This is a genomic window from Paenibacillus alba, assembly GCF_013204855.1.
Lineage (GTDB): Bacteria > Bacillota > Bacilli > Paenibacillales > NBRC-103111 > Paenibacillus_E > Paenibacillus_E alba.
Map to the genome: position 1 here is coordinate 95,395 of NZ_JABMKZ010000019.1, position 22,235 is coordinate 117,629.

Sequence of the window (22,235 nt, forward strand, 5' to 3'; positions counted from 1 at the left end):
GGATGACTGCTAGATGAGAATCAAACGTACGGGGACGTTCTTGGCACTGCTGCTTTTGGCTGTGCTGGTCGTCCTTCCTCTATTATGGGTTTCTTTTAAAAGTATTTGGATCAATGGGAAGCTGGATTTACTGGCTCCTATTCGAACCGTTTTGGAAAAAGATTTGACAGGTGTGTTCAGTCACTCCTTGACGCTAGGCATAGGGGTCGTAGCAGGATCTACCCTTTTTGCCCTGCCTTTGGCTTGGCTTATGGCTAAAACACCGCTTCGCAAACATCGCTGGCTCGACATTGTGCTGCTCATTCCATTCATGACGCCGCCCTACATTGGCTCTATGGGATGGATTTTGTTCATGCAGCCTCGCGGCTATCTTGAACAGCTATTTCCCGGTACACAATGGATCAGCAGCCATTTTTTCAGCTTGTTCGGCATGATTACGATCATGAGCCTTCATTTATTTCCATTTCTTTATTTAATTCTGCGCAATGCGATTATCCAAATCGGAGGGAATAAAGAAGAGGCTGCCGCCGTTCATGGAGCAAGTTTCATGTATACGTTGCGTCGTGTCATGCTGCCGCTAGTCTTCTCAAGCTATGTGATGGGTGCCTTGCTAATCTTCGTGAAAACCTTGGCCGAATTCGGTACGCCGGCCACCTTCGGTAGACGGATCGGCTACTTCGTACTAACGACCGAGATTCAAGCGTCTATCTCTAGTTGGCCCGTAGATTTTGGGAAAGCGACTTCATTAGCTTCGCTGCTGCTTCTAGCCTGTCTCGTACTATGGTACGTACAGTCTGTCGTTGTGCGCCGCCATTCCTATAACCTAGTAGGCGGCAAAGGTTCCCGCGAGAAAATTGTCGGCTACCGCGGCTGGCAGCAAGCACTGGCTTGGCTGTATGTCGTTCTGCTGCTTGCTGCCGCCATCGGCATTCCCTATTTCTCCATCATTTCGGCTTCACTGATGAAGCTCCGGGGCAATGGTTTAGCTTGGACCAACCTAACGCTCCACCATTACGGCGAGCTTCTAACATGGGGCTCACCGAGCATGAAGGCGCTGATGAACAGCATGGGGCTCGCCCTGCTCGCCGCATGTTTAGCTGTCGCGCTTGGCACCTGGTTCGCCTTGAGCATCGGCCGCGCCAAGCGGCTCCCGCAGCGCATCACCGATATGTTCAGCCTGCTGCCGAACACCGTGCCTGATATGGTCCTAGTCGTCGGACTCATTATGGTATGGAACGCGCCGTGGATGCCGATCCATATCTACAACACATACGGCATGGTCGTCCTCACTTACGTGGTGTTCTTCCTGCCGTACACCGTACAATACGTCAAGGCCCGCAACGGGCAGCTGGACGAATCCTTGCGGCAAGCCGGGCAAGTCTTCGGCGGGAAGCCCTGGTACGTGTTCCGACGTATTGTCTTGCCACTGCTGCTGCCGGGTATGCTGGCCGGCTGGATGATGACCTTCACCATCTCGCTTAGAGAGCTAGTCGCTTCGCTGATGGTGCTGCCGCCTTCCATGCAGACCTCGGCCACCTACATCTTCGCTCAATTCGAGCAAGGTCAGCTCTCCCTCGGTATGGCGATGGCCGTCGTGTCGGTCGCACTGACAACGACCCTGCTGCTTATCGTAAACAACATGAATTCGAACAGAAAGTGGAATGCGCAATGATGCAATTACATGTATGGGGCGGTGCCGGTGAACACGGCCGCTCCTGCTATTGGCTAGGTAATGATCACACGAGTATTTTGCTGGATTGCGGCGTCAAGCGGGAAGGTTGTGGGGAATATCCCCTTCTGGATCCCTCCCGTATTGCTCGTTTGGACGCTGTTTTTCTTTCACATGCCCATGAGGATCATTCGATCGCCATCCCTTGGTTATATAAAATGGGGTACACCGGCAAAGTGTGGACCACGAGAATAACAGCCGAACAGCTTCCCGGTTACTACACCGCTTGGGGGAACTATGTTAAACAGCAGGGCGGACAGCTGCCTTATGGTGAAGAAGACCTTGCCGCTGTTACCTATGCCTACCTCGAAGACGAAGTTCCACCGCTGCAATGGTGTGAGCTGTCACCTTCCCTGCGGATTTGCTGGGGGCGAAGCGGACATATGCTTGGATCCGTCTGGCTGCTGCTTGAATTGGATGGAAAGCGCTTATTCTATTCAGGAGATTATAGTGAAGAATCGTTCCTGCTTGGAACGGATGTACCGGAGGATGAACTGCGCAGGCTTGCTAATTTGGACGGCGCTATTGTCGATGCTGCTTACAGCACAGATACGGCGCAGCAAGCTGACAAGCTGGAGCAGCTTTATGCTGCTGCCGATGACATCCTGTCAGCAGGCGGCCAGCTGCTTCTGCCGGTGCCCGTCTCCGGCAGAGGGCAAGAGCTGCTGCTGCTCATGCGGCAGCAGTTCCCCGAAACGCCCATTCGCGTCGAGCAGGAGCTCGTCCACGCAATGGAGCTCTTACTGCAGCATGCCAGCTGGCTCAAGCCAGGCATGGAAAGCGTTCTCGCTGATGCTTTGCACGTCAGCAGCTTTGAAGTGGTGCGCAGCGATGAACAGCGCGCACGGCTCCTGGAGCAAGACATCGCCAACAACAGAGCAGCCATCTGGTTTACGACAGATGGTATGATGCAGTCCGTTAAGGCGCAGTGGTATTATGAGCAGCTGCAAAGTCACGCTGCCAGCGGCATCCTGATTACCGGACATGTCGCCAAAGGGACGACGGCACAGCGGCTGCTGGCACTTCGCGAAGAAGAGCGCGGTTGTCGGATGTCGGTAATTCGCTACAAAATACACCAAGGACAACCGGATGTACGCAAAATGACTCAAGCCATGAACAGCAAGTTTAAACTGCTGGTTCATGCGCCCAAACGAGATACGGATATCCTGCTTGGGCAGCTTGAGTCTGAAGGTCTTCACGATTTACTTTCCTTGCAACCGGGTGATACGATTAATCTGTAGGGTAGGACAATTCGTCCTACCCTGTTTACTTTTTCAACATTTCCAGGAGCTCATCCCAAGAAGTAATCCTGGGCAGCTGCAAATGCTGATTATAGGATCGGTCTTTGACATAAACGTTAACTGGCAGATGTGACAAGGTTTCCAGCACGGCTGGTTTATCATCGAAATAATAATCTAATTTCAGCTCGTCAATAATATGGACCTTCTCCGAATCACTCATACCACAGAAGAAATGGCCTTCCGCTACAGGAAAATCGTTATCTATGAGCCATTGCCTTGTCCGATCCGTATGCTCTGGGGCTCTGGCCGTAATGTAATATACCTCATGGCCTTGTTTGACCAGCTCTTGAAGCACCTCGCGAGCGTGCGGGAACACAGCGCACTTGGAGTAATAAATATCATCGCGGAGGCTGGACCATAGCTTTCCGCCCTCCTCCTTCGTCAACCCGAATGCACTGTGGATTTCCATCGAAGGCAACGCCTGAAATACGTCTAGTCCTACATGCTGCTGCAATTTATCGTTATAAATATGAAAAGCATGCTCTCTTAAATTGATGAGCGTATCATCAATATCAAAACCAAATTTCACGGTAATATCCTCATTTCGTTGAACCCTTTATTCCTTAAGCACAAGTCCAAACAGACTTGCAAAAACAGAAGCTTGTCCCCGCGAAATAATACAGCCGCGCAAGTCATCTATACTTACGCCTAGGCTTGTGAACTCACAGCTGCTGATATCAATGCCAGAAAGCTTCGATCCGGTAAATTGTGCCCGGTCCAGCTGACAAGCTTCAAAATGCACCTTCAGCAGCGTTGACTCATAAAAATCGGAACTTAACAACGAACAATCCTGGAAATTAATTTGTTTGAAATTCGCCATCCGAAATGTAACATAATCGCCTAAACAAGATTGAAATAAAACATTGCGGATCGTAGCTCCCGTGAGATCCATGCCAATAATTTTGCAATTACGGAATTCGGTCCGATGTATAGTAGCTTCTCCAAAATCAACGTTGGATAAATCACATCGGTCAAAAATGACATCGGTCAGTTCAATTTCTTTCATCGAAATCCTCGTAAAGATGACATTTCGAAAAATGATTTTATCAAAAGTGACTTTATAGCCCGATTGATTGTCAATCGTACAGTCACTGATAATTCCTGTATGGTAATTTTCCTCGGATTCCATTTCCTCGCTCGGCAGCGTGATCTCCGACAATTCCTTTGGCATCTTGGGTGCATCAATTTTGGGAAGGCTCATACGTACTCCTCTATCAATCAAAATGTAGGGTTGTTGCTATTAGAAAATAATGACCGAGGTCAGACTTTGAACCATGAAGAATAAGGATCCCCATTTTCTTTTGATGAAATTCCGCCCGCGGAATAATCTGGTTTTGATCGTCGAAACCGGCAAATTGACCTCTTTGCTGATATCCTCCAGAGACATATCCAAATAGTATTTATAGATGATTAACGTTTTATATTTATCCGGCAGATCTTGAAGCATACGCTCAACTTGGGCCGCAGTCTCTGACTCGATCAGTTGAAGCTCGGGCGTTTTCTCAGGACTGGTCAGCTTCTCATAAAAAGGGAGTGCATCCTGATAAGGATTCGGATTGGAGTCCATCGACAGCTCCGACTTTTTTTTGCGCAAAAAATCAATAGTCACATTCTTGCCAATGCTAAAAATCCAGCTGGAGAAGTTTTTCGTCGTGTCAAACCGATGGGAGTGTTGATACGCCCGCAGAAATGTTTCTTGCACAACGTCCTCCGAATCCGATTTGTTACGCAGCATTCGAAATGCTAATCGATATATTTTGTCCTTATACAATTCCAGAAGACGATTGAACGCTTTAGAATCCCCTTGACTCCACATGGTGGCAAGTTGACTATCGTTTAATTGCAGCATGATATAACTCCTTTTTCATGAAAACTACCATCTTTTCTTCCCGCCGGAAAAATCTGAATCGCTGAGCCCGGTTATCTTCTCGTACGCTTCTTTCCACATCGTAAAAACGGATTGTATTTGCACAAATTCCTTATCTGACGGACTTGCTCCTTGCATAAACATAATCTCTAGCATCTGCTTATACACAGACATTCGCGTGTGAACAATCTCTTTCTCGATTTCCATGATTTCATCCAGGCTGTGATTATCCATGAAGGATTGAACATCCTCCGGCTCATCGTCTATGGGTCTTTCCTCTCTAGGCCTTGGCTCAGGAAGCGCTGGATTTGCGCGATTCCCCAGATCCACTGTCGTTCTAATTTCGGACAAGAGAATATTTTCTTTGGCACACATGACATGAAAATATTTATTTTTGAGCAGTTCATTCACAACAAGTTGGCACATATCTTTATTCCGTATGAGCATGCCATCGAAGGGATGAAGCGTCCAAACTTGATCCTTCTCATATATGTTGAAAGTAAACCATTCATTGGCGTATAAAATTTTGGTGTTAATTGTATATTCATCGATAATTTCAAATGTAAAATCGAGCAACGTACACCCCTCCCGAACAAATGCAGACTCTACCTTCCATTCTACCAAATCGAATGAAAAAAAAGAAACCTTTTCAGGTTTCAAAAATGTCTATTTATCAATAAATTTGGACACAGCTTCTGCTTTTTCAGCACTAGCTAAGACAATGAGAACGACGATTATGCCGAATAGTATAATTCTGCCTATCATCATACTCTGCACCTTCTTCGACAGATTTGATCATCTATACTCAAAGATATGATGGGCAGTTTTTTTTATTCGCCGATATCCATAATAATGTATTTTTCGATATGGCTAGCTAAAATACCATAATTGGGCTTCTGTACGTCCACTTGCCCGCCCAAGATCGATTTCACCGCTAAATACGGGAAGTTAATGCCTGATAAGCATGTGACATGCAGACCACCGGACATTCTCGGATTAATTTCAAGCAGTTTGGGAACACCTTGGTTGTATTTCACTTGAATGTTGTAGTTAAAAGGAATCCGATACGTGGCGGCAACCTTATTCGCGATCTCGACGAGCTCAGGCACTTCCTCCAATAACCGCAGTCGTCCATCTGCTTTGCGGCGTGGTACGGCGGCTAACAGCTCCCCGGAAGCGGAGGCCAAGCAATCAATGCTGTATTCATAACCATTCAGCAATTCCATTACCATCAGATCATCAAACCGATCCACGGAGGACAAGATCTGATAAGCCTGATCGGTTGACAGATAAGGTGTAACCGTTCCGAACAAATCACCTAGGGTATCCCTTTTGTTGCTGATGATTCTAAAGCCCATCCCGCCTTCTGCATTCGTCGGCTTCATACAGACTTGATGACCTGCTTGAGTGAGCGCTTCATAAGCCGCCATGAATTCATCTGCCGTGTTGACGACTTGGTAATCAGGAATCGCAAGAATATCCTTCTGGCGAATAGATTCATAGAATTTCTGTTTCTCCAGCAAGTTTTCCAGAAGTTCCAAATCGCGGCATACCGTAACCTTGGTTCCTGCTTTTTCGAATAAATCCAAATGCTTGGCAATGGCATACATATGCAATCTCGGAATAAACACATCAATGCCATGTTTCTTGCAGAAATTGAGCGCGAACTCGACATAGTCATCGTCCCCCAGAACAGGCTCTGTATCTGCGAAATCAGCCGCCTGCAGGGCCATGTGAGTACGATCGGGATGCGTTGCATACATCTTGAACTGCACGCCATCCTCATTATTGCGGATGCTGTTCATGTAATGGTATGCAACGGAAAACCAGCGGTTAAACCATACTTTTTTCATGAGGTCTCCTTTATCTCGAAACGAATCTTGTGCTCTTGGTTTACGGCTTGGACATACGTTAAAATTTCATCCGTTGCGAAAATGCCGGATTCCTCTGTAAAGCGATAGCTCCCCGTGGGGTTAAGCTGCTGCTGTCGAAATAATTCACCATGTCTGGGTGCTATCGCATAGTCAGCGAAGTCCAGCAGAACCTGATCCAGCAGGGAGTCTCCCGATGCCGCGACCTTGTCTTCTCCAAGCAGCTGCTTAACATGCGCGACGGCATCTCGTTTGTTCACAGCTTGAGGAACGATATATACTTTCCTTCCCTGAATGGACGTGTTCCATCCCATCTTCTGAAGCTCTGCGCTCATGTCGCTCACTTCCTGAAGCGGCATCTTGTCTCTCTGCACGATATGAGAAAAGAAAAATTCATCACAGTACGTCGAATTAATGACCCATTCCGGATGAAGCACTTGTGCCATCAACGCTCGAACGTCCTCTACGTGTACACTTGTCTCATTCACACGGCCAACCATAGACGCCTGCCAGTCTGGATCAGGCTGCCCATCAATCATAATATTGCCGCCGTTGCTCGTAACTGCGTATTTGGGCTTTAACATCTGGCTAATCACATGTATCCGCCAATACTGCTGCATCGTCCGTGTCGTGACCGGAACGAAAGTAAGCTCAGTCATCAGCGCTTGAAGCTGCTGGTAGGAGCTTGAAGACATATACGATCTCGGCTTGCCGTCAATGAGCTCGGCCAGTACAATTCGACTGCCCAGCTCTTCGGCGCGTTCCAAAGGCTGTGAATAAATAAGCGTCTGGTCCAGGTCGCTTGCAAAAATCATTCAGCATCCCCCTTCACCGATTTAATAAGGCCACAGCAAGAATAGCTAAGTCCAGGATAAACTTCCACCGGCACTCCCCTAGCTTCGGCGAGCAGACGAATATGCCGAATATTCGGGTTATCCATGCGGTCTACAAGAATACGCCACGGCACTCGGCGAAGCAGCACACGTGTCGTCTCACCGACACCTGGCTTGATCAAGTTGATATCCGCCATCTGATAGTCGCGCTGAATAGCCTCGATATCCTGTAGGCCTTTCCAGGATACTTCAGGAGGATGGGCTAGCAAGTCATCTGCCCTTTGCATAGCTTCCTCCTGAACCTCGCCGAAGAAAGGTGTTATCGCTGCGATAAAGTGGTTCGAGAGGTCCTGATCCAGCCACTCTTTGTAATATTTAGACCCGTGGAAATCATTCGGTCCAATCAAATCCTCACGCAGAACAGTCCGGCTCATTAATCCGGATACCGTCGAATTCAAACAAGCGCTCGGAATCAGGAAATCCTCTCTTGTACCGAATAGATCCGTGCAATGCCCCGGGTCCGCCAGCACAGCCAAATCATCATCCAGCTTGATTTCATACGCTTGTTCCAGCTTGCGGCAAGCATCCGCAAGCACTTTGCGGATGGCTCCCTTCCCGGTCCATCCATCGACGAACTGCAGCTTGGCGCCGGGATGCTTCTGCAGGATGTAGAATAAAGCATTCTCGTCTATCCCTTTGCCGCGAATAATCGAAATGCTGTAGTGAGGCAAGTCCATAAGGTGTATGTCCTGCAAGTAGCGCTTGATCAGGATACCCACGGGTGTACCTGCTCTCGCTAAAGAGACCAACACCGTGTTCTGCCCCTTTTTATGTCTAATGAGCTCGGCCGTTGTACCTACAGCACTTGCAACTTTCCTGGCGGATTGCTGCAAGGTGTCTTGGTACAACGCCAAATAATCATCCGTTGGCTGCTGCTCAACAGGGAGCATCTCAGAATAATGCGTGCCTGATTGAATCGCCCGCTCCCTGGCATCAACCGACTTCTCCAGCTTGACCTCGCTTATATCCTTAAGCAGGAAGGTAACATCAGAAGCCGGATAACTGCCTAAGGGCACTGGCTCGTTTATTAATTTCGCTCGCCAATTTGCCATGCCTCAGTCTCCTTCCACTGTATGGTTTGCGGAGAAAAGAAGACAACATGAATCCGTTGCAGCCCGCGCGTTCGGAGAATCTGCAGCAACGGCTGCATCGCTGCGGGATCTGCTTCCCTTTCCATGAAAACATAAAGGTCGTCATACAAACCTACTGGTAGGTTGTATAGAAAATGAGTAACCTCCGGGCCCTCCGGTGCTGGATAAGGATAACCGACCGTAACGGCGTAGCCCTCACGATCGATGCAATGAATCGGGCTTCGCGTGGTCGATTGGTAGAGAACACCTTCCCCCATTTCGGCTGCGAGGCGCATAGGAATATACATAAACTCTCCGGTCCCTACACACAGCGATTTCGTGCCCGTACGTGTCTGTTTCAGCCGGTTGGCGGCTTGAGTAATGGCTTCATCGAATTGTGCCCGATCCTCTGATGTCAGACCAAAGCGACCGCTGTGTCGCAAATAAGGACGTTGGCTCGCAGCGTCGGCATGTTCAAACAGTTGATCCATATACGTATAATGAATTAGTTCCTTTTGATCCGCGGCATGTATAAGATCTGTTGATTGAGGGGGGATGCTCTCCGATGAACCCTGCACGCTCACCTCGCCTTTGATTAGCGAAATCACGTGTATAGTGATGCCAAGCTCCGACTCCAGTATCCTAAACTGCTCCTGGTCGTCCTCTGTTCGCCAGTCCAGCAGCGCTAGAATATAGTAAACCTTCTTCGGGAATTTCCCCTGCATGTCTCGAATGATATTCAAGGATGTTTTGCCTGTCGTAATTTCATCATCAACCAGAACGACAAGTTCCGCCTGCGTAAGCAGATTTGGATCTTGCGCATAACAGTAATGAGCAACCGCATGGGAATGCTCTTCACTGAAGTTAATCAACGATGGTGATCCTTCAATCACCTCTCGCGTCGTATGAATGTAACTGCCGTTATGGCCAAAAGTCTGAAACACCGCATGTCCAATCGCCGTGGCCGTTTCAGCAAAACCTATAAAGGCGACGGATTGGGGAAGGGACAATTGATGTGACATGATTTCCTTGTAGGCAGCCTCGGCTTGAAGAGGCTCTATGATTCCTTGCATCGCTAGTGGTATTAAATGATTCGGCATATTGCCTTGGAGAGCTTGCTGCAGCAGTAATGAGAGCGATACCCCGCTTAACAAGGAGGCATAGGGACGGACTGGAATATGCTTGCCGAGCACTTTACTAACAAAGAGAAACGAGCGTTTCTTATTAATTCTTGCCGCCATTGCAAATAAACAATCAAGAGGAATTTCATAGGGGTTTGAAGTGACAGTCACGCGAAGCTCTAAATCTTCGGCGATGCTATACGTACGCACGGTCTTGCTTGGACAATAATCCGAAATATTGTTGTTGTTCATGCAGCACCCCATAAATGTGTGATCGTAAAAGAATCCGTTTGGCCCAGCTTAAATGAGGTTTAATTTCATTCATTTTATTCGCATATGCGCTCTTGATTACACCATGATCGCCATTGTTATTGGAAATAATGCTTGTGGCATCGGCATATTCTTCATGGGTTACCGTGTAGAGCGATTGTACCGGCTTAATATGGGTAGGATGAATAATGGTTTTGCCAATAAGTCCGTTTTCTTTATCCATAATGACTTCTCGAATTAGCCCCTTTTCAGGGAAATACTCCCATACAGGCCCAGAGATCACATACGAAGCATCGACACGACCAAATATATTAATAATATCTGCCACACAATCACGAATCGGTGCAATATCATAAATGGTCATTTCCGAGCTTCTTCGCAAGCCAAATAAGCTTGAGAAATCCGTAGCGCCTATTCGGACGTTGAGGACGAGATCTTTATACTTGGTTAAAATATCTTTAATTCCTTGCAGCGTTTGGAAGCGGCTTTCTTTATAAATAATAGCGCCAGACTCGAGGATAGGCAGACCGTATAGCGTAGGAGCAGAAGATGGTTTCTCATCATTGTAATTTTCTAAGGGTTGAAAATAGGCTTCGCCATTCTCCATCGTGAACTTCGGAAATACAATCCCGGTCAGCAGGGTTATATTATCCTCCAATCGCTCGATGAGATAATTCAGCTGGTTCTCATTTCTCACCCGAACGAAGAGCAGCGGCAGGTTCTCTGCATTCAGAATACCTAGCTCAATGAGGGCAGACAGCTTATTCATTTGATTCACGAGAGATTCCTCTGCTTCATGAACCTCATTCTCACCGACCGCATCCTCCAAATCAAGGACTACGGAGACAAGGCCTTCCAGTTTACCAAAAGCAATATCTTCCGCAAATGTAGGACGAGTAGCCGGCATATATAGGGCCGCACCGATCGAATGAGCTAGAATATCTTTGGGCGAATGATTGTAGAAAGAAGTGGGAGGAATATAAAATAAAGCTTTTTCTTCATCGGGTGTTAAATAATTAAAATACCGCAAACCGATCCCTCCCTCTTTTGGTGAAAGAACAATCCCTCCAAAGAGGAGGGATTGTCAAAGTTATGTCTTATGTCTGGCTGTTTAGTTAGCTGACTCTGTTTTGTTCTTTTTGCGAAGCAGGCTAAGAATAATCGTGCCGCCAAAAATGACGATAAGGATGGAAAAGAAGACAACATGTGAAACGTGGAACCCAAATGCGCCTGCGATCATTTTGAGACCGATAACAATAATAAGAATGAACGCTGCTTTCTCCAACTCCGGTATCTTGTCAATGAGCTTTAAGAAGACTTGCGCTACGCCTCTCATCATCAGTACGCCGATAATGCCTCCAAGGAACAGCACCCATACTTTATCGCTGACACCAAATGCGGCAAGTACGCTATCGACACTAAAAGCAATATCCATGATTTCTACGGCAAGTACCGTACGCCAGAAGGAAAGTCCTTTATTCTTAACTTCGCCTTCTTCTTCATTCTTCTTCAAGAATAGATTACTTATGGCTATCCATAAGAGATACGCGCCACCGAGCACCTTAATCCAGGTAATCTGTACGAGGAAAGTACCTACCCCAATAGCGATAAACCTGAAAATATAGGCACCTAGCAGACCGTAGAATAAAGCTTTTTTCTGCTGTTCCTTCGGCAAATGCTTAACCATTACAGCAAGTACCAATGCGTTATCAGCGGATAATAGACCCTCTAGGATAACTAATGTACCAATAATCCCCCAGCTAACCGGATCCGAAAGCGTGGCTGAAAGCACGTCCCAGTCAAAAAAGTTAGTGAAGTTGTTGATAAAACTCTGAAAAAAATCTGCCATGCCTTGACCCCCCTGTCTTATTTATTGAACATTTATTTACTGCCTGCAACCCATCGCATGCCCCATCCAAAAGCTTCATCCAATTGCTTATGCCCGGAGAAATATTGGACAAGCCGCTCAATGCTGAATGTTTCATTATTTTGATTACGAATAAGTGCAATAGCACACATGCCTTGACGATTATCATGCTCGTTCAATTTCACTTCAATGTCGGGCCCGCCATCCTGCTTGATGGAAACGACACCATCCGCTTCAGACCACGTTGTTGCTCCTTCATAGATAAAAGTGAAAACAAGGATTCGCTCAAATTCGGCAAGCTTGTTCCCGTTAATTCGGATGTTTTCTCCCGTTGTTACAGAGCCTGTCCGGTCATCGCCGTCTAAAGCAATAAACGGTTCTCTGTTTAACGCCCCGAATTGGTTGCCAAGTGCTTGAATCACACCTTTTTGACCATTTTTCAGCTCATATAAGCAGGCAAGATCCAAATCAATCCCTTTGCTTTTCCCAAAAAAGCCTGTCGCTTTCTTCTGATTCCAATTCAGGTTAATCAGAATTTCCCCAAGTCGACCGCCGCTCTTCTTCTCAAGACTGATACGATCGCCTTTCTTTTTCAATTCAATCTTATTCAGATTGATTGGGGCTGGAGGGATAAGCGGAGGCGCGCTTGGCGGAGCTGGCGGGGCAGAAGGCTTCGGCGCCGGCGGCGGTACTGGATTAGCTGTAGGGCTAGCAGTAGGCTCGTCCTTCACCTCGATGCCAAAATTACCGCACAAGGCCTTAAGTCCCCCTGAGAAACCAGATCCAATGGCACTGAATTTCCATTCACTGCCGTATCTATATAATTCCCCAACAACAATGGCTGTCTCTACAGAGAATTGATTTCCTAATTCATATCGCAAAATATCTTGCCCTGTACCCTGATTGTAAATCCGTAAGTACGCTTGATTGACTTGACTGAATTGCTGGTTCAGCTTTTCACCATCGTAGATGGTAAGCGTAATAGCAATCTTCTCCACGTTACCAGGAACCTCGGAGAATTGAATCGTAAATTGCTTCTGATCTTGCCCTGAAGAAGGCTGGTTAATGAATTTCACACCGCTCTTAGTCGGATTGTTATAAAAGATCAATTGATCATCATGATCCACCTTGCCGTTTGCGCCTAACAAGAATGCGGAGGTATCCAACTCAACATGAGCCGGAGCCTGCCATCCAAGCCCTACACCGATGGTGGAAAGTCCTGGATTCGTTTTCGTAAGATCGGCCTTTTGGCCTTTAATAAGAGAAATGTGCATAAAGGACTGTCACCTTCCGTAAGCAAAATGGAAGGGTGATGCCTTACATGCATCACCCGAAGATCTAAACATTACTCTGCATCAAGTCCATAATTTTTGCATAGTGCTTGCAAGCCGCCTTGGAAACCGCTGCCTACAGCTTGGAATTTCCAATCTTGCCCTTGGCTGTCTCTGTATAGTTCACAAATGACAACCGCCGTCTCAACGGAGAAATCTTCGCCCAAATCATAGCGTAAAATTTCTCGGTTCGTGACCTCATCGACCAGTCGAACGAACGCATTGGACACTTGTCCGAAATTCTGATTGCGATTCGTGGCATCATGGATCGTTACCGCAATGCCGACACGATGAATGTGCGCCGGAATTCTGGAGAAATCCACTTTGATTTGCTCATCGTCCCCATCCCCGTCACCCGTCCGGTTATCGCCCGTATGCTGAATGGAACCACCTGCGCCAACAAGGTTGTTATAGAAGATGAAATCATCAATTCCCTTGGCTTTTCCATCCGAATGAAGAAGAAAGGCCGATGCGTCCAAATCGAAGGCATGACCGCCGCTGTATTTGTTCGTATCCCATCCTAAGCCGATAATGGCTTTGCTTAAACCAGGATTCGTTTTGGTTAAGTCGATTCTTTGACCTTTGGATAAGCTTATTGTCATGTGGGCATCTCCTTACCGTTCAATTCTTAAGAAGTTTGCAAACCGTAATCGCGAGCCAATCCGCCAAGACCGTCTCTGTATCCGCTGCCGATTGCGCTGAACTTCCACTCGCCGCTGTTGCGGTACAACTCGCCTACAACAACACCTGTTTCAACGGAGAAATCTTCGCCCAGATCAAAACGGATTAACTCTGCGCCTGAAGCGTCGTTCAGAATCCGCACGTAAGCATTGGATACTTGTCCGAAGTTTTGCGCTCTTGCGTCAGCATCATGAATCGTGATGCAGAAAGCAATTTTTTCCGTCTCAGCAGGAACTGCCGCCAAGTCAATAACCACTTGCTCGTCGTCTCCGTCGCCTGCTCCTGTACGGTTGTCGCCTGTGTGCACAATCGAGCCATTCGCATTCTTAGGATTGTTGTAGAAGATGAAATCGGACTCGGAACCGACTTTACCGGAAGCATTTACGCAGAAAACGGAAGCGTCTAGATCGAAATCTTTACCGCCGTCATATTTGTTCGTATCCCAGCCTAAACCAACGACTACTTTAGTTAAACCTGGGTTTGTTTTCGTTAAATCTACTTTTTGACCTTTGGATAATGAAATTGCCATTGTCAATTACCTCGCTTTATATAGTGGATTTGATTTGAATTTATGTGTAGCGTTTCACTAGTTGTCCAATAGTCGTATCTGTATTGGCTTCGCCGATGGCATTGAATTTCCATTCACCGCTGTTGCGATACAATTCACCGACAATCAAGGAAGTTTTACCTGCATAGTTTTCTGTTAAATTAAATTTAACCAATTCCTGATTGTTAGAATCATTCAAAATCCGAATATACGCAGATTGAATATGTCCAAAATCTTGTTTTCTATTTACGCAGTCATAGATATTAACAACAAACACAATTTTGCTGACATCTGCCGGCACCTGATTCAAGCTGACCGCGATTTGTTCATCATCGCCGTCTCCTTCGCCCGTACGGTTATCACCGGAGTGGACGACAGAACCATCTGGACTTTGCAAATTGGCGAAAAATACAACGTTCTTCTCTTTGGCTAATCTGCCATTCTCATCCAGCATGATGACCGACGCGTCACAGTCGATTTCGACGGTTGTTTTCTTAGTACCGAAGAAACCTTTCTTCTCAACGACCGCAGGATCCCAACCTAGTCCTACAACTACTTTAGATAGACCCGCGTTTCCTTTGGTTAAATCGATCTTCTGACCTTTGACTAAACTGATTGTCAACGAGGTCACCTCCCTTCGCAGTTTGCATGTTTTGTTTTGCCTATTATTCTGATACGGACGAATGTCCATCACGTTTCACTATTCCGCAGAAATATTTGTACTTTCGACCCTTACAGACTAAATTCGCCAGGATTTAGGTTAAGTGTTGTACAAATGTCTCTCACAACCCGCTTCTCGTTCTCATCGAAATCACCGTCAGCAGCACCAATTGCACAGCACACGGCAATAATAATACGGCCCACTTCCGGCTTATTGTTGAACTTCGCAATCACTTTAAGCGCTTCTTGCTTCCCTACGATATTGGAGAACTCAAAGCTGCCGGCAAAATGATTAAAACGAGCAATCACGTTACTCACTTCAAACACTTTCAATTCTTCGCTGCGGGTAATGTAGGCGACCATTTTTTCTTTCTCTGCATTCCCGATGCTTCCGTCAGCAGCGGCTACAATTGCACATCCAGCGACAACGGCGTCGAGAAAATCCTTGTTTTGAAATTTCTTCACTTGATCTGTCAAGCCTGTTTTTGCACTTGAAAACCAGGATTTAAATGTACTCATTTGGGCACCACCTCTAAGATTTAGTTACAGATTTTGACGATAGGCTACATTTTTCACCAAAATAGCTCTATATGCTCAGTTTAAACGATTATATAAGGGTTTTCAAATTCTGGGAATTGTTTAGCGATCTCCATAATTGGACAAACAGATAATTATTACAGCTAAGGAGCACTCTCATGGATGCAAGCTTATCGGATTCATTAGACACCGTTTCCTCCTCACTCGGTACAAACCTTATCGCTCTAAGAGCGATTTATGATAAATGCAAGGATATCCATTTCCACGAATTCCTCATCGGGGGAACTACGCAAGCTTTCGTCGTTCATTTCGACGGCATGGTGAATCTTGAATTGCTGGACCGCGATGTACTGAGACCATTGCTTGCGGAGTCCTCCGATGAATGGAACTGTACGGAAAAGGAGCTGTCGTCCCTTATCACCATTTCCGATATCAGAGAATTGTCAACAATCCGGGAACTCACCTTCCATATATCGGCTGGAAGTGTCGGACTTTTCGTCGACGGCATTGCCACAGGCTTCTCGCTCGGTTTAGCCAAATGGGAGAAACGAAGCATCGAAGAGCCCTCGGCCGAATCGATTATTCGGGGACCGCGAGAAGGATTTACAGAAACGATATGCGTGAACACATCCATGCTTCGCAGAAAAATGAAAAGCACCTCATTGAAGATGCTCGCTTACCATATAGGCAAGCATACGCAGACTGAGGTGGTTATCGTCTATATGGAAGGCATTGCGAATGAATCGCTCATCGAGGAAGTTCAATCGCGGATTAATGATATCGAAATTGACGGCATTTTGGAAAGCGGCTATATCGAGGGGCTGATTGAGGATAATCCTTTTTCGCCATTCCCGCAAATTCAAGTGACAGAGCGGCCGGACGTCGTCTGCGCAGCGCTATTAGAAGGGAAAGTTTCTATTTTAGTGGATGGAACACCTGTTGCTTTAATTGCGCCTGCCACATTATTCTCGCTCTTGCAATCGCCGGAAGATTACTATCAACGATTTATCATCGGTACCTGCATTCGGTGGCTGCGTTATATATTTTTTTTCATTACCCTCTTATTGCCTTCCTTGTATGTATCGATCCTGACCTTTCATCAAGAGATGGTGCCTACCTCCCTGCTGCTCAGTATTGCGAAATCCAGAGAGGACATCCCGTTTCCCGCGCTCATCGAGGCGCTTCTCATGGAGGTGGCTTTCGAAGCGCTCCGCGAAGCTGGCGTTCGCCTGCCCAAGCAAGTCGGCGCAGCCGTCAGTATCGTAGGCGCCTTAGTTATCGGCCAAGCAGCAACCTCCGCTGGGCTGGTCTCTTCCCCTATGGTAATGGTCGTCGCTATAACGGGGATCGCGTCCTTCATGATGCCGCAGTACGCCACCGGCATCGCTTTGAGAATGCTTCGATTCCCTATTATGTTTCTATCTGGCATGTTGGGACTGCTGGGGCTCATGCTTGGGTTCATTCTCATTGTAATCCACCTGTGCTCCCTGCGCTCGCTGGGTGTCCCTTACCTTCAGCCGCTTGCTCCGATCAAAGCTTCGGAATTAAAGGATGTTCTTATTCGTGCGCCCATCTGGTCGATGCGGACACGCCCTAAATTTACTGGAAGGTCGAATGACATCCGACAGCCTTCTGGACAAAAGCCTGAAAAAGCCAAAGGGAATGAATCTCATGATTGAAAAAGGCAAAATATCGCCCATGCAGCTGGCCATCATTATGCATCCAACCATTATTTCCACTGCAGCCCTGAGTGTTCCATCGATTACGACGCTCACAGCGGGCATTGATATGTGGATGACACCGATGATTGCCTCACTTGTAGGCTTATTGACGGTTTACATCGTATATCGGTTATGTCTCAAGTTTCCCGACCTTACTTTCGTCCAATATTCGCAAGCCATTTTGGGTTCGTACGCGGGAAAAGCCATTGCGATATTTTTTTCGGGAGCGCTTATCTATACGAACGGTCTTGTGCTGCGGGAATATGGTGAATTCGTTATTGGCGATTTTCTGCAAGAGACACCTATGCTCTTCGTCATTGCTTGTATGGTTGCTGTCAGCGGGTACGCCGTCTATGCAGGACTGGAAGTACTAAGTCGAGCTTCACAGATATTGATACCCGCGGCAGTGCTGATCATTTTCTCCATGGTGGTCTTGATGAGTCCCGGTTTTCAAGTAAAGCAAATGTTTCCGATTCTGGGAAATGGACTGCTCCCCCCCTTGCTTGGATCCATTGTTCCATCTTCTTGGTTTTCTCAATTTTTTATCCTTTCGTACCTGCTCCCCTACGTGAACAACCGAAATACCGTGTTGAAATGGAGCTTCATAAGTGTCGCCTTGGTAATGATAACCTTGCTAGCGATAAACCTTTCCGTTTTATTCATGTTCGGTACACTGACTCAGGGGTTTAATTATGCTTTCTTGATTGCCGTGCGCTACATTTCGATTGCTGATTTCTTAGAGCATGTAGAATCTCTTCTAATGGCTATTTGGCTTATTGGTATATTCATCAAAGTAGCTCTTATTTATTATGCAACTGTCTTGGGAATTGCCCAACTTGCCGGGCTTGCCAATTACCGTCCGCTTATCGTCCCTGTTGGTGTTTTAACTATTTTGCTCAGCATTTGGGTAGCGCCTAACTTTCAGGAATTAAAGCATATCTTGGGGACAAGCCTGCCTTTTTTTTCATTGCTTGTGCAGCTTATCTTGCCCTCCTTACTGCTCATTGCGGTGTCGGTTAAAGGGGCTTTCAAACGATGAGCATCAAGCACATAGCACCTATTTTTCGATTAAGTCTCTTATCCGGACTGTTGATCTTCCTGCTGACGGGATGCTGGGATCGCATTGAAGTCAATGATTTGGCCCTAGTAACTGGGGCAGCTATTGATAGATATGACGACCATTCGATTGAATTGTCCGTGCAAATATTTGTTCCACGAGGGTCCAGCAGCGGCACCTTGGAAAGCGGCAGTACAAAAGGGGGAGAAACTGGCAATCAGTCTTCCTATGTAAGATCAGCTCACGGTACGAATCTTGCTGATGCCCTTTCCCACTTGCAAGAGAAACTGCCTAGGAAGGTTTTCTGGGGACACACGGAGGTAATCATCTTCGGGGAAGCTGTTGCGCGAAGCGGCATTCGTGACGACCTCGATTATTTCATGAGAGCTCCTCAACCACGAGAACGAGCCTATATGTATGTCACCAAAGGACAAGGCCGCGATTTCCTTGAAATGAGCACCAAGCTTGAGCGGAATACAGCGGAGGTATTGCGGGAAATTTCCAAAAGCAAAATTACCTTAAGTGTAACCCTATCGGATTTGGCTCAAATGCTTGCAAGTGGTTCCAACTCGGCTGCATTGCCGTATTTGGAGCTGCTCGCTCCTTTAACTACGAATAACTCGGATAAGACGGAAAGCTTTTTGAACGCAACAGCTGTTTTTAAGAGTGACAAAATGGTTGGCAAAATCGACGATCGTACGACCCGAGGCATTCTTTGGCTCAGAGATGAGATTAAGCAAGCGGTCATTACGGTAACTCCCGAAGGCGAGAAGGGGACGGTTTCAGCCAACCTTATTCGCAGCAAAACGAAGCTGGAGCCTATCATTAAGGATGGAAAATGGCAGATGAACGTCTGGATTCAAACGGAAGATGACGCGCTTCAGAATACAACGATGCTCAATTTGGTCGCTGACCCCAAAGCACTCCAAATCGTCCAAAACGCCTTGAACGATGACATTGGGAGTCGTGTTCGAATGGCTTTAGACAAAGTGCAGCTTGATTTAAAAGCAGATATTTTTGACTTTGCCGGCGAATTTCATCGCGTTTATCCCAAAGAGTGGAAGAAAAATCAAAATCGTTGGGACGAACTATTTCCCACGGTAGAGGTCGCCATTCATGCACAAGCCAAAATGCTGCGTCCCGGTTTATCCAGTATCAAAGCGAGGGAATCTGTAAAGGAGAGTGCTAAATGACGAGTAAAGGGGTCCCCTTACTCATGCTTGGTTGCTTACTCGTCACCATCTATCAATGGCTTCGATTGAGAAGCGCTCCAAGAAATGAAAAGATTGCTTACCTCTCGATTCTAGCTTTGTGCTGGATTCTTGCTATTTCCTTGGTGATCAATCCGCAACTGCCAGGTCCCTCCCAAGTGATAGAAGTCTTCTTCGGTCCCCTCGGCAAACTCATCGATAAATAAAGGAGGAGCTTCCTATGGATATGAGGATTAGCGGGAAACAACTGTTCTGGATGATGCTCACGATGCAAATGGGGATGACCATCTTGCTCACCATTAATCCGTCCATTCAGGCAGCCAAGCAGGATGCCTGGATCTCAACCTGCTGCGCCTCACTTATTGGCATAGGTATCGCATTTGTTTGTTCTCGATTAAGCTTGCTATACCCGAGACAAACCTTCGACACCTATGTCAAAAGTCTCTTTGGCCGCCTCTTCGGGAATGTGCTTATCTTTATTTATTTTGTTTTCTGGTATTCCGTTCTTGCCATCATTTTACGGCAGTATGCTGAATTCATTATTGCCACGATATTGCCAAGAACGCCCCCGTTGCTGCCAATGATGGGCATTCTCCTGGTTGCCATCTATGTGACTTATGCCGGGATTGAAGCCATCGGTAAAAGCAGTCAAATCCTAGGCCCGATTGCTCTGCTGGGTATCATCATTCCGCTTCTGCTTAGCATCAAGAGTATTCGGATCAACAACATTTTGCCAATATACGTTGACTCTGGCCCTATCACCATTCTGCAAGGAGCGCTTCCCTCTTCCTCGTTCCTAGGGGATTGCATCATGCTGCTGGTGTTATTCAGGTTTCTTGCCAATCCGCAAACAGGAGTAAAACCAGCCTTGCTGGGAGTAGGCTTGGCTGGTTTATTAACTAGTATTTCGACTTTTTTAATTATTTCTGTTTTTGGCCACAGTGTTTCATCCGGTCATACCTATCCTTACTTTAATTTGGTACGCTATATTTCCTATTTTGATTTCTTTCAAAATTTGGATTCCATCGTAATTGCTATTTGGATCATTGGCGTTTTCATTAAAGTATCCCTTTATTTCTTCGTATGCACCTATGGGACCGCACAAGCCATTGGCATTAGAAAATGGCGAAAGCTGATGTGGTTCGTGGCGCCGACCGTCCTCTTGTTGGCACTCATTCCTCGTGACTTTATCGATAGCTCCGTCTTTTTCCCTCAAAAAATTGCCATCCCCATCCTCTTGCCTCTGCATATGATCGCCTTGCCCTTGCTGATGTGGGCAGTGGCAGCATTCCGAAATCGCAAGCGGGAGTAGGCCCTTTAAGAAATCAACCCAAATTCCCGGCCAACCTTCTGCAGGCTGCTGAGTGCAAAAGCAAGATCATCTTGCGTATGCTGCGCGGTCACAATTAGCCTGACCCGCCCCTTGTCCATGGCAACTGTGGGATACACAATGCCCTGCGCGAAGATGCCTTCCTCCAGCAGCCGATCGGAAAACCGCATGGTTTGCGCGGGATCGCCAATGATAATCGGAATAATCGGCGTTTCGCTCGCTCCTGTGTCAAACCCCAGCTGTTTCAAGGCAGCGCGGAAACCATTCGCATTGTCCCATAGCTGCGTGACCAAACTTTCGCTCTCCTGCAGCACTTGAATAGCGGCTAAGCATGTAGCCGCAACTGCCGGCGGCTGCGACGTACTGAACAGAAACGGCCGCGCCGTATGAATCAGGTGCTCCTTCAACAGCTGCGCGCCAGCTACATAGCCGCCTACAGCGCCGATCGCTTTGGATAAGGTGCCGATCTGAATGTGCACGCGGCCGTGAAGACCAAAATGGTCGGTCGAGCCCTTGCCATTTTTACCTAACACACCGCTCGCATGGGCATCGTCAACATAAACAATGGCATCATAAGCTTCTGCCAATTGAACAATATCGGGAAGTGGCGCGATATCCCCATCCATGCTGAAGACGCCGTCCGTCACGACTACACGCTTGCGGAAATGCTGGGTTTCTTTGAGAACAGCCTCAAGCTGATCCATGTCCTTGTGGGCAAAAATTTTGCGGCTCGCCTTGGTCAGACGGATGCCGTCAATAATGCTCGCATGATTCAATTCGTCGCTGATGACCACATCGTCAGCCCCCAGAATTGAAGATAGCGCCCCTTGATTCGTTGTGAAGCCGGACTGAAACACAAGCGCCGCTTCGGTGCCTTTGAATTTGGCCAGCTCCATTTCGAGCTCTTCATGAATATCGAGAGTTCCTGTAATCGTTCGCACCGAACCGCTGCCTACGCCGTATTTATCGATAGCGTTGATAGCCGCTTCCTTCAGCTTGGGATGATGCGTAAGTCCTAAATAGTTATTGGAGGACATCTGAAGAATGCGTCTTCCGTTCAGATTCATCCACGTGTCGGAGCCGCTTTCCCAAACTTTGATTGAACGGTATCGCCCTGCTTGCTTCCAGGCTTCAATATCGGCAGCCAAATCTTTCAAATAATTCATAAAAT

Annotated in this window: 23 protein-coding genes; 7 read left to right on the forward strand and 16 right to left on the reverse strand. The window is 47.0% G+C overall.

Features of this window, described 5'->3' with window-relative positions; genetic code table 11:
* The first annotated feature begins 13 nt into the window (after nt 1–13).
* Both HQN90_RS22310 and HQN90_RS22315 read left to right on the forward strand, forming a co-directional pair.
* A complete protein-coding gene (locus tag HQN90_RS22310; RefSeq protein ID WP_173222737.1) occupies nt 14–1,672 on the forward strand; it encodes an ABC transporter permease in 1,659 nt (552 codons plus the stop codon).
* The gene (locus tag HQN90_RS22315; RefSeq protein ID WP_173222739.1) at nt 1,669–2,970 is read left to right on the forward strand and encodes an MBL fold metallo-hydrolase; all 1,302 of its coding nucleotides are present in this window, start codon (nt 1,669–1,671) and stop codon (nt 2,968–2,970) included. Before HQN90_RS22310 ends, HQN90_RS22315 begins: the two co-directional genes overlap by 4 nt.
* A 25-nt stretch (nt 2,971–2,995) precedes the next feature.
* Here the strand turns inward: HQN90_RS22315 and HQN90_RS22320 are convergent, their stop codons facing one another.
* The 15 genes from HQN90_RS22320 to HQN90_RS22390 form a co-directional block, all read right to left on the reverse strand.
* Complete coding sequence (locus HQN90_RS22320; protein WP_173222741.1) at nt 2,996–3,559, reverse strand: 5' nucleotidase, NT5C type; 564 nt, start codon at nt 3,557–3,559, stop codon at nt 2,996–2,998.
* Between the two features lie 27 nt (nt 3,560–3,586).
* Entirely contained in the window at nt 3,587–4,231 is a 645-nt protein-coding gene (locus HQN90_RS22325; protein WP_173222743.1) for a pentapeptide repeat-containing protein, read from the reverse strand.
* Nucleotides 4,232–4,270: 39 nt separating this feature from the next.
* Nucleotides 4,271–4,879, reverse strand: a complete 609-nt coding sequence (locus HQN90_RS22330) for a sigma-70 family RNA polymerase sigma factor (RefSeq protein ID WP_173222745.1) — start codon at nt 4,877–4,879, stop codon at nt 4,271–4,273.
* Between the two features lie 24 nt (nt 4,880–4,903).
* Nucleotides 4,904–5,473: a hypothetical protein gene (locus HQN90_RS22335; protein WP_173222747.1), complete on the reverse strand. Its 570-nt coding sequence runs from the start codon at nt 5,471–5,473 to the stop codon at nt 4,904–4,906.
* 254 nt (nt 5,474–5,727) lie between these two features.
* On the reverse strand, nt 5,728–6,750 hold the full coding sequence (locus HQN90_RS22340) for an ATP-grasp domain-containing protein (protein ID WP_173222749.1): 1,023 nt from the start codon (nt 6,748–6,750) through the stop codon (nt 5,728–5,730).
* Nucleotides 6,747–7,583 carry an HAD family hydrolase gene (locus HQN90_RS22345; protein WP_173222751.1) on the reverse strand — a complete coding sequence of 279 codons (837 nt, stop codon included), beginning with the start codon at nt 7,581–7,583 and terminating at the stop codon, nt 6,747–6,749. The genes HQN90_RS22340 and HQN90_RS22345 overlap by 4 nt, the downstream gene beginning before the upstream one ends.
* Nucleotides 7,580–8,713: a cysteine protease StiP family protein gene (locus tag HQN90_RS22350; RefSeq protein WP_173222753.1), complete on the reverse strand. Its 1,134-nt coding sequence runs from the start codon at nt 8,711–8,713 to the stop codon at nt 7,580–7,582. The genes HQN90_RS22345 and HQN90_RS22350 overlap by 4 nt, the downstream gene beginning before the upstream one ends.
* Nucleotides 8,689–10,104, reverse strand: coding sequence for a phosphoribosyltransferase family protein (locus HQN90_RS22355; RefSeq protein WP_246362761.1), 1,416 nt, complete (start codon nt 10,102–10,104; stop codon nt 8,689–8,691). Before HQN90_RS22355 ends, HQN90_RS22350 begins: the two co-directional genes overlap by 25 nt.
* Nucleotides 10,049–11,152 (reverse strand): HpcH/HpaI aldolase/citrate lyase family protein, encoded by a 1,104-nt coding sequence (locus HQN90_RS22360; RefSeq protein ID WP_173222755.1) that lies wholly within the window; start codon nt 11,150–11,152, stop codon nt 10,049–10,051. Before HQN90_RS22360 ends, HQN90_RS22355 begins: the two co-directional genes overlap by 56 nt.
* Before the next feature lie 81 nt (nt 11,153–11,233).
* On the reverse strand, nt 11,234–11,971 hold the full coding sequence (locus HQN90_RS22365; RefSeq protein ID WP_173222757.1) for a TerC family protein: 738 nt from the start codon (nt 11,969–11,971) through the stop codon (nt 11,234–11,236).
* Between the two features lie 32 nt (nt 11,972–12,003).
* Nucleotides 12,004–13,263 (reverse strand): TerD family protein, encoded by a 1,260-nt coding sequence (locus HQN90_RS22370; RefSeq protein ID WP_173222759.1) that lies wholly within the window; start codon nt 13,261–13,263, stop codon nt 12,004–12,006.
* A gap of 71 nt (nt 13,264–13,334) precedes the next feature.
* Nucleotides 13,335–13,922, reverse strand: a complete 588-nt coding sequence (locus HQN90_RS22375; RefSeq protein ID WP_173222760.1) for a TerD family protein — start codon at nt 13,920–13,922, stop codon at nt 13,335–13,337.
* 26 nt (nt 13,923–13,948) lie between these two features.
* The gene (locus HQN90_RS22380; protein ID WP_173222762.1) at nt 13,949–14,530 is read right to left on the reverse strand and encodes a TerD family protein; all 582 of its coding nucleotides are present in this window, start codon (nt 14,528–14,530) and stop codon (nt 13,949–13,951) included.
* Between the two features lie 40 nt (nt 14,531–14,570).
* A complete protein-coding gene (locus HQN90_RS22385; protein ID WP_173222764.1) occupies nt 14,571–15,170 on the reverse strand; it encodes a TerD family protein in 600 nt (199 codons plus the stop codon).
* 110 nt (nt 15,171–15,280) lie between these two features.
* Nucleotides 15,281–15,727 (reverse strand): tellurite resistance TerB family protein, encoded by a 447-nt coding sequence (locus tag HQN90_RS22390; protein ID WP_173222766.1) that lies wholly within the window; start codon nt 15,725–15,727, stop codon nt 15,281–15,283.
* A gap of 176 nt (nt 15,728–15,903) precedes the next feature.
* On the opposite strand from HQN90_RS22390, the gene HQN90_RS22395 reads away from it, so the two are divergent.
* The 5 genes from HQN90_RS22395 to HQN90_RS22415 are packed head-to-tail and all read left to right on the forward strand — an operon-like array spanning nt 15,904 to nt 21,046.
* Nucleotides 15,904–17,424: a spore germination protein gene (locus tag HQN90_RS22395; protein ID WP_173222768.1), complete on the forward strand. Its 1,521-nt coding sequence runs from the start codon at nt 15,904–15,906 to the stop codon at nt 17,422–17,424.
* Nucleotides 17,417–18,505 carry a GerAB/ArcD/ProY family transporter gene (locus tag HQN90_RS22400; protein ID WP_173222770.1) on the forward strand — a complete coding sequence of 363 codons (1,089 nt, stop codon included), beginning with the start codon at nt 17,417–17,419 and terminating at the stop codon, nt 18,503–18,505. Before HQN90_RS22395 ends, HQN90_RS22400 begins: the two co-directional genes overlap by 8 nt.
* A complete protein-coding gene (locus tag HQN90_RS22405; protein ID WP_173222772.1) occupies nt 18,502–19,716 on the forward strand; it encodes a Ger(x)C family spore germination protein in 1,215 nt (404 codons plus the stop codon). Before HQN90_RS22400 ends, HQN90_RS22405 begins: the two co-directional genes overlap by 4 nt.
* Nucleotides 19,713–19,940: a hypothetical protein gene (locus tag HQN90_RS22410; protein WP_173222779.1), complete on the forward strand. Its 228-nt coding sequence runs from the start codon at nt 19,713–19,715 to the stop codon at nt 19,938–19,940. The genes HQN90_RS22405 and HQN90_RS22410 overlap by 4 nt, the downstream gene beginning before the upstream one ends.
* A gap of 14 nt (nt 19,941–19,954) precedes the next feature.
* The gene (locus HQN90_RS22415) at nt 19,955–21,046 is read left to right on the forward strand and encodes a GerAB/ArcD/ProY family transporter (RefSeq protein WP_173222781.1); all 1,092 of its coding nucleotides are present in this window, start codon (nt 19,955–19,957) and stop codon (nt 21,044–21,046) included.
* Nucleotides 21,047–21,051: 5 nt separating this feature from the next.
* Here HQN90_RS22415 and HQN90_RS22420 read toward each other — a convergent pair whose 3' ends face one another.
* Nucleotides 21,052–22,230, reverse strand: a complete 1,179-nt coding sequence (locus HQN90_RS22420; RefSeq protein WP_173222783.1) for a glycine C-acetyltransferase — start codon at nt 22,228–22,230, stop codon at nt 21,052–21,054.
* Nucleotides 22,231–22,235 lie beyond the last annotated feature (5 nt).

Bases quoted from the DNA above. Each gene is read 5' to 3' on its own strand.
- HQN90_RS22310 (WP_173222737.1), top strand. From the start codon at position 14: ATGAGAATCAAACGTACGGGGACGTTCTTGGCACTGCTGCTTTTGGCT.
- HQN90_RS22315 (WP_173222739.1), top strand. From the start codon at position 1,669: ATGATGCAATTACATGTATGGGGCGGTGCCGGTGAACACGGCCGCTCC.
- HQN90_RS22325 (WP_173222743.1), bottom strand. From the start codon at position 4,231: ATGAGCCTTCCCAAAATTGATGCACCCAAGATGCCAAAGGAATTGTCG.
- HQN90_RS22330 (WP_173222745.1), bottom strand. From the start codon at position 4,879: ATGCTGCAATTAAACGATAGTCAACTTGCCACCATGTGGAGTCAAGGG.
- HQN90_RS22340 (WP_173222749.1), bottom strand. From the start codon at position 6,750: ATGAAAAAAGTATGGTTTAACCGCTGGTTTTCCGTTGCATACCATTAC.
- HQN90_RS22345 (WP_173222751.1), bottom strand. From the start codon at position 7,583: ATGATTTTTGCAAGCGACCTGGACCAGACGCTTATTTATTCACAGCCT.
- HQN90_RS22350 (WP_173222753.1), bottom strand. From the start codon at position 8,713: ATGGCAAATTGGCGAGCGAAATTAATAAACGAGCCAGTGCCCTTAGGC.
- HQN90_RS22355 (WP_246362761.1), bottom strand. From the start codon at position 10,104: ATGAACAACAACAATATTTCGGATTATTGTCCAAGCAAGACCGTGCGT.
- HQN90_RS22365 (WP_173222757.1), bottom strand. From the start codon at position 11,971: ATGGCAGATTTTTTTCAGAGTTTTATCAACAACTTCACTAACTTTTTT.
- HQN90_RS22370 (WP_173222759.1), bottom strand. From the start codon at position 13,263: ATGCACATTTCTCTTATTAAAGGCCAAAAGGCCGATCTTACGAAAACG.
- HQN90_RS22375 (WP_173222760.1), bottom strand. From the start codon at position 13,922: ATGACAATAAGCTTATCCAAAGGTCAAAGAATCGACTTAACCAAAACG.
- HQN90_RS22380 (WP_173222762.1), bottom strand. From the start codon at position 14,530: ATGGCAATTTCATTATCCAAAGGTCAAAAAGTAGATTTAACGAAAACA.
- HQN90_RS22390 (WP_173222766.1), bottom strand. From the start codon at position 15,727: ATGAGTACATTTAAATCCTGGTTTTCAAGTGCAAAAACAGGCTTGACA.
- HQN90_RS22395 (WP_173222768.1), top strand. From the start codon at position 15,904: ATGGATGCAAGCTTATCGGATTCATTAGACACCGTTTCCTCCTCACTC.
- HQN90_RS22400 (WP_173222770.1), top strand. From the start codon at position 17,417: ATGATTGAAAAAGGCAAAATATCGCCCATGCAGCTGGCCATCATTATG.
- HQN90_RS22405 (WP_173222772.1), top strand. From the start codon at position 18,502: ATGAGCATCAAGCACATAGCACCTATTTTTCGATTAAGTCTCTTATCC.
- HQN90_RS22410 (WP_173222779.1), top strand. From the start codon at position 19,713: ATGACGAGTAAAGGGGTCCCCTTACTCATGCTTGGTTGCTTACTCGTC.
- HQN90_RS22415 (WP_173222781.1), top strand. From the start codon at position 19,955: ATGGATATGAGGATTAGCGGGAAACAACTGTTCTGGATGATGCTCACG.
- HQN90_RS22420 (WP_173222783.1), bottom strand. From the start codon at position 22,230: ATGAATTATTTGAAAGATTTGGCTGCCGATATTGAAGCCTGGAAGCAA.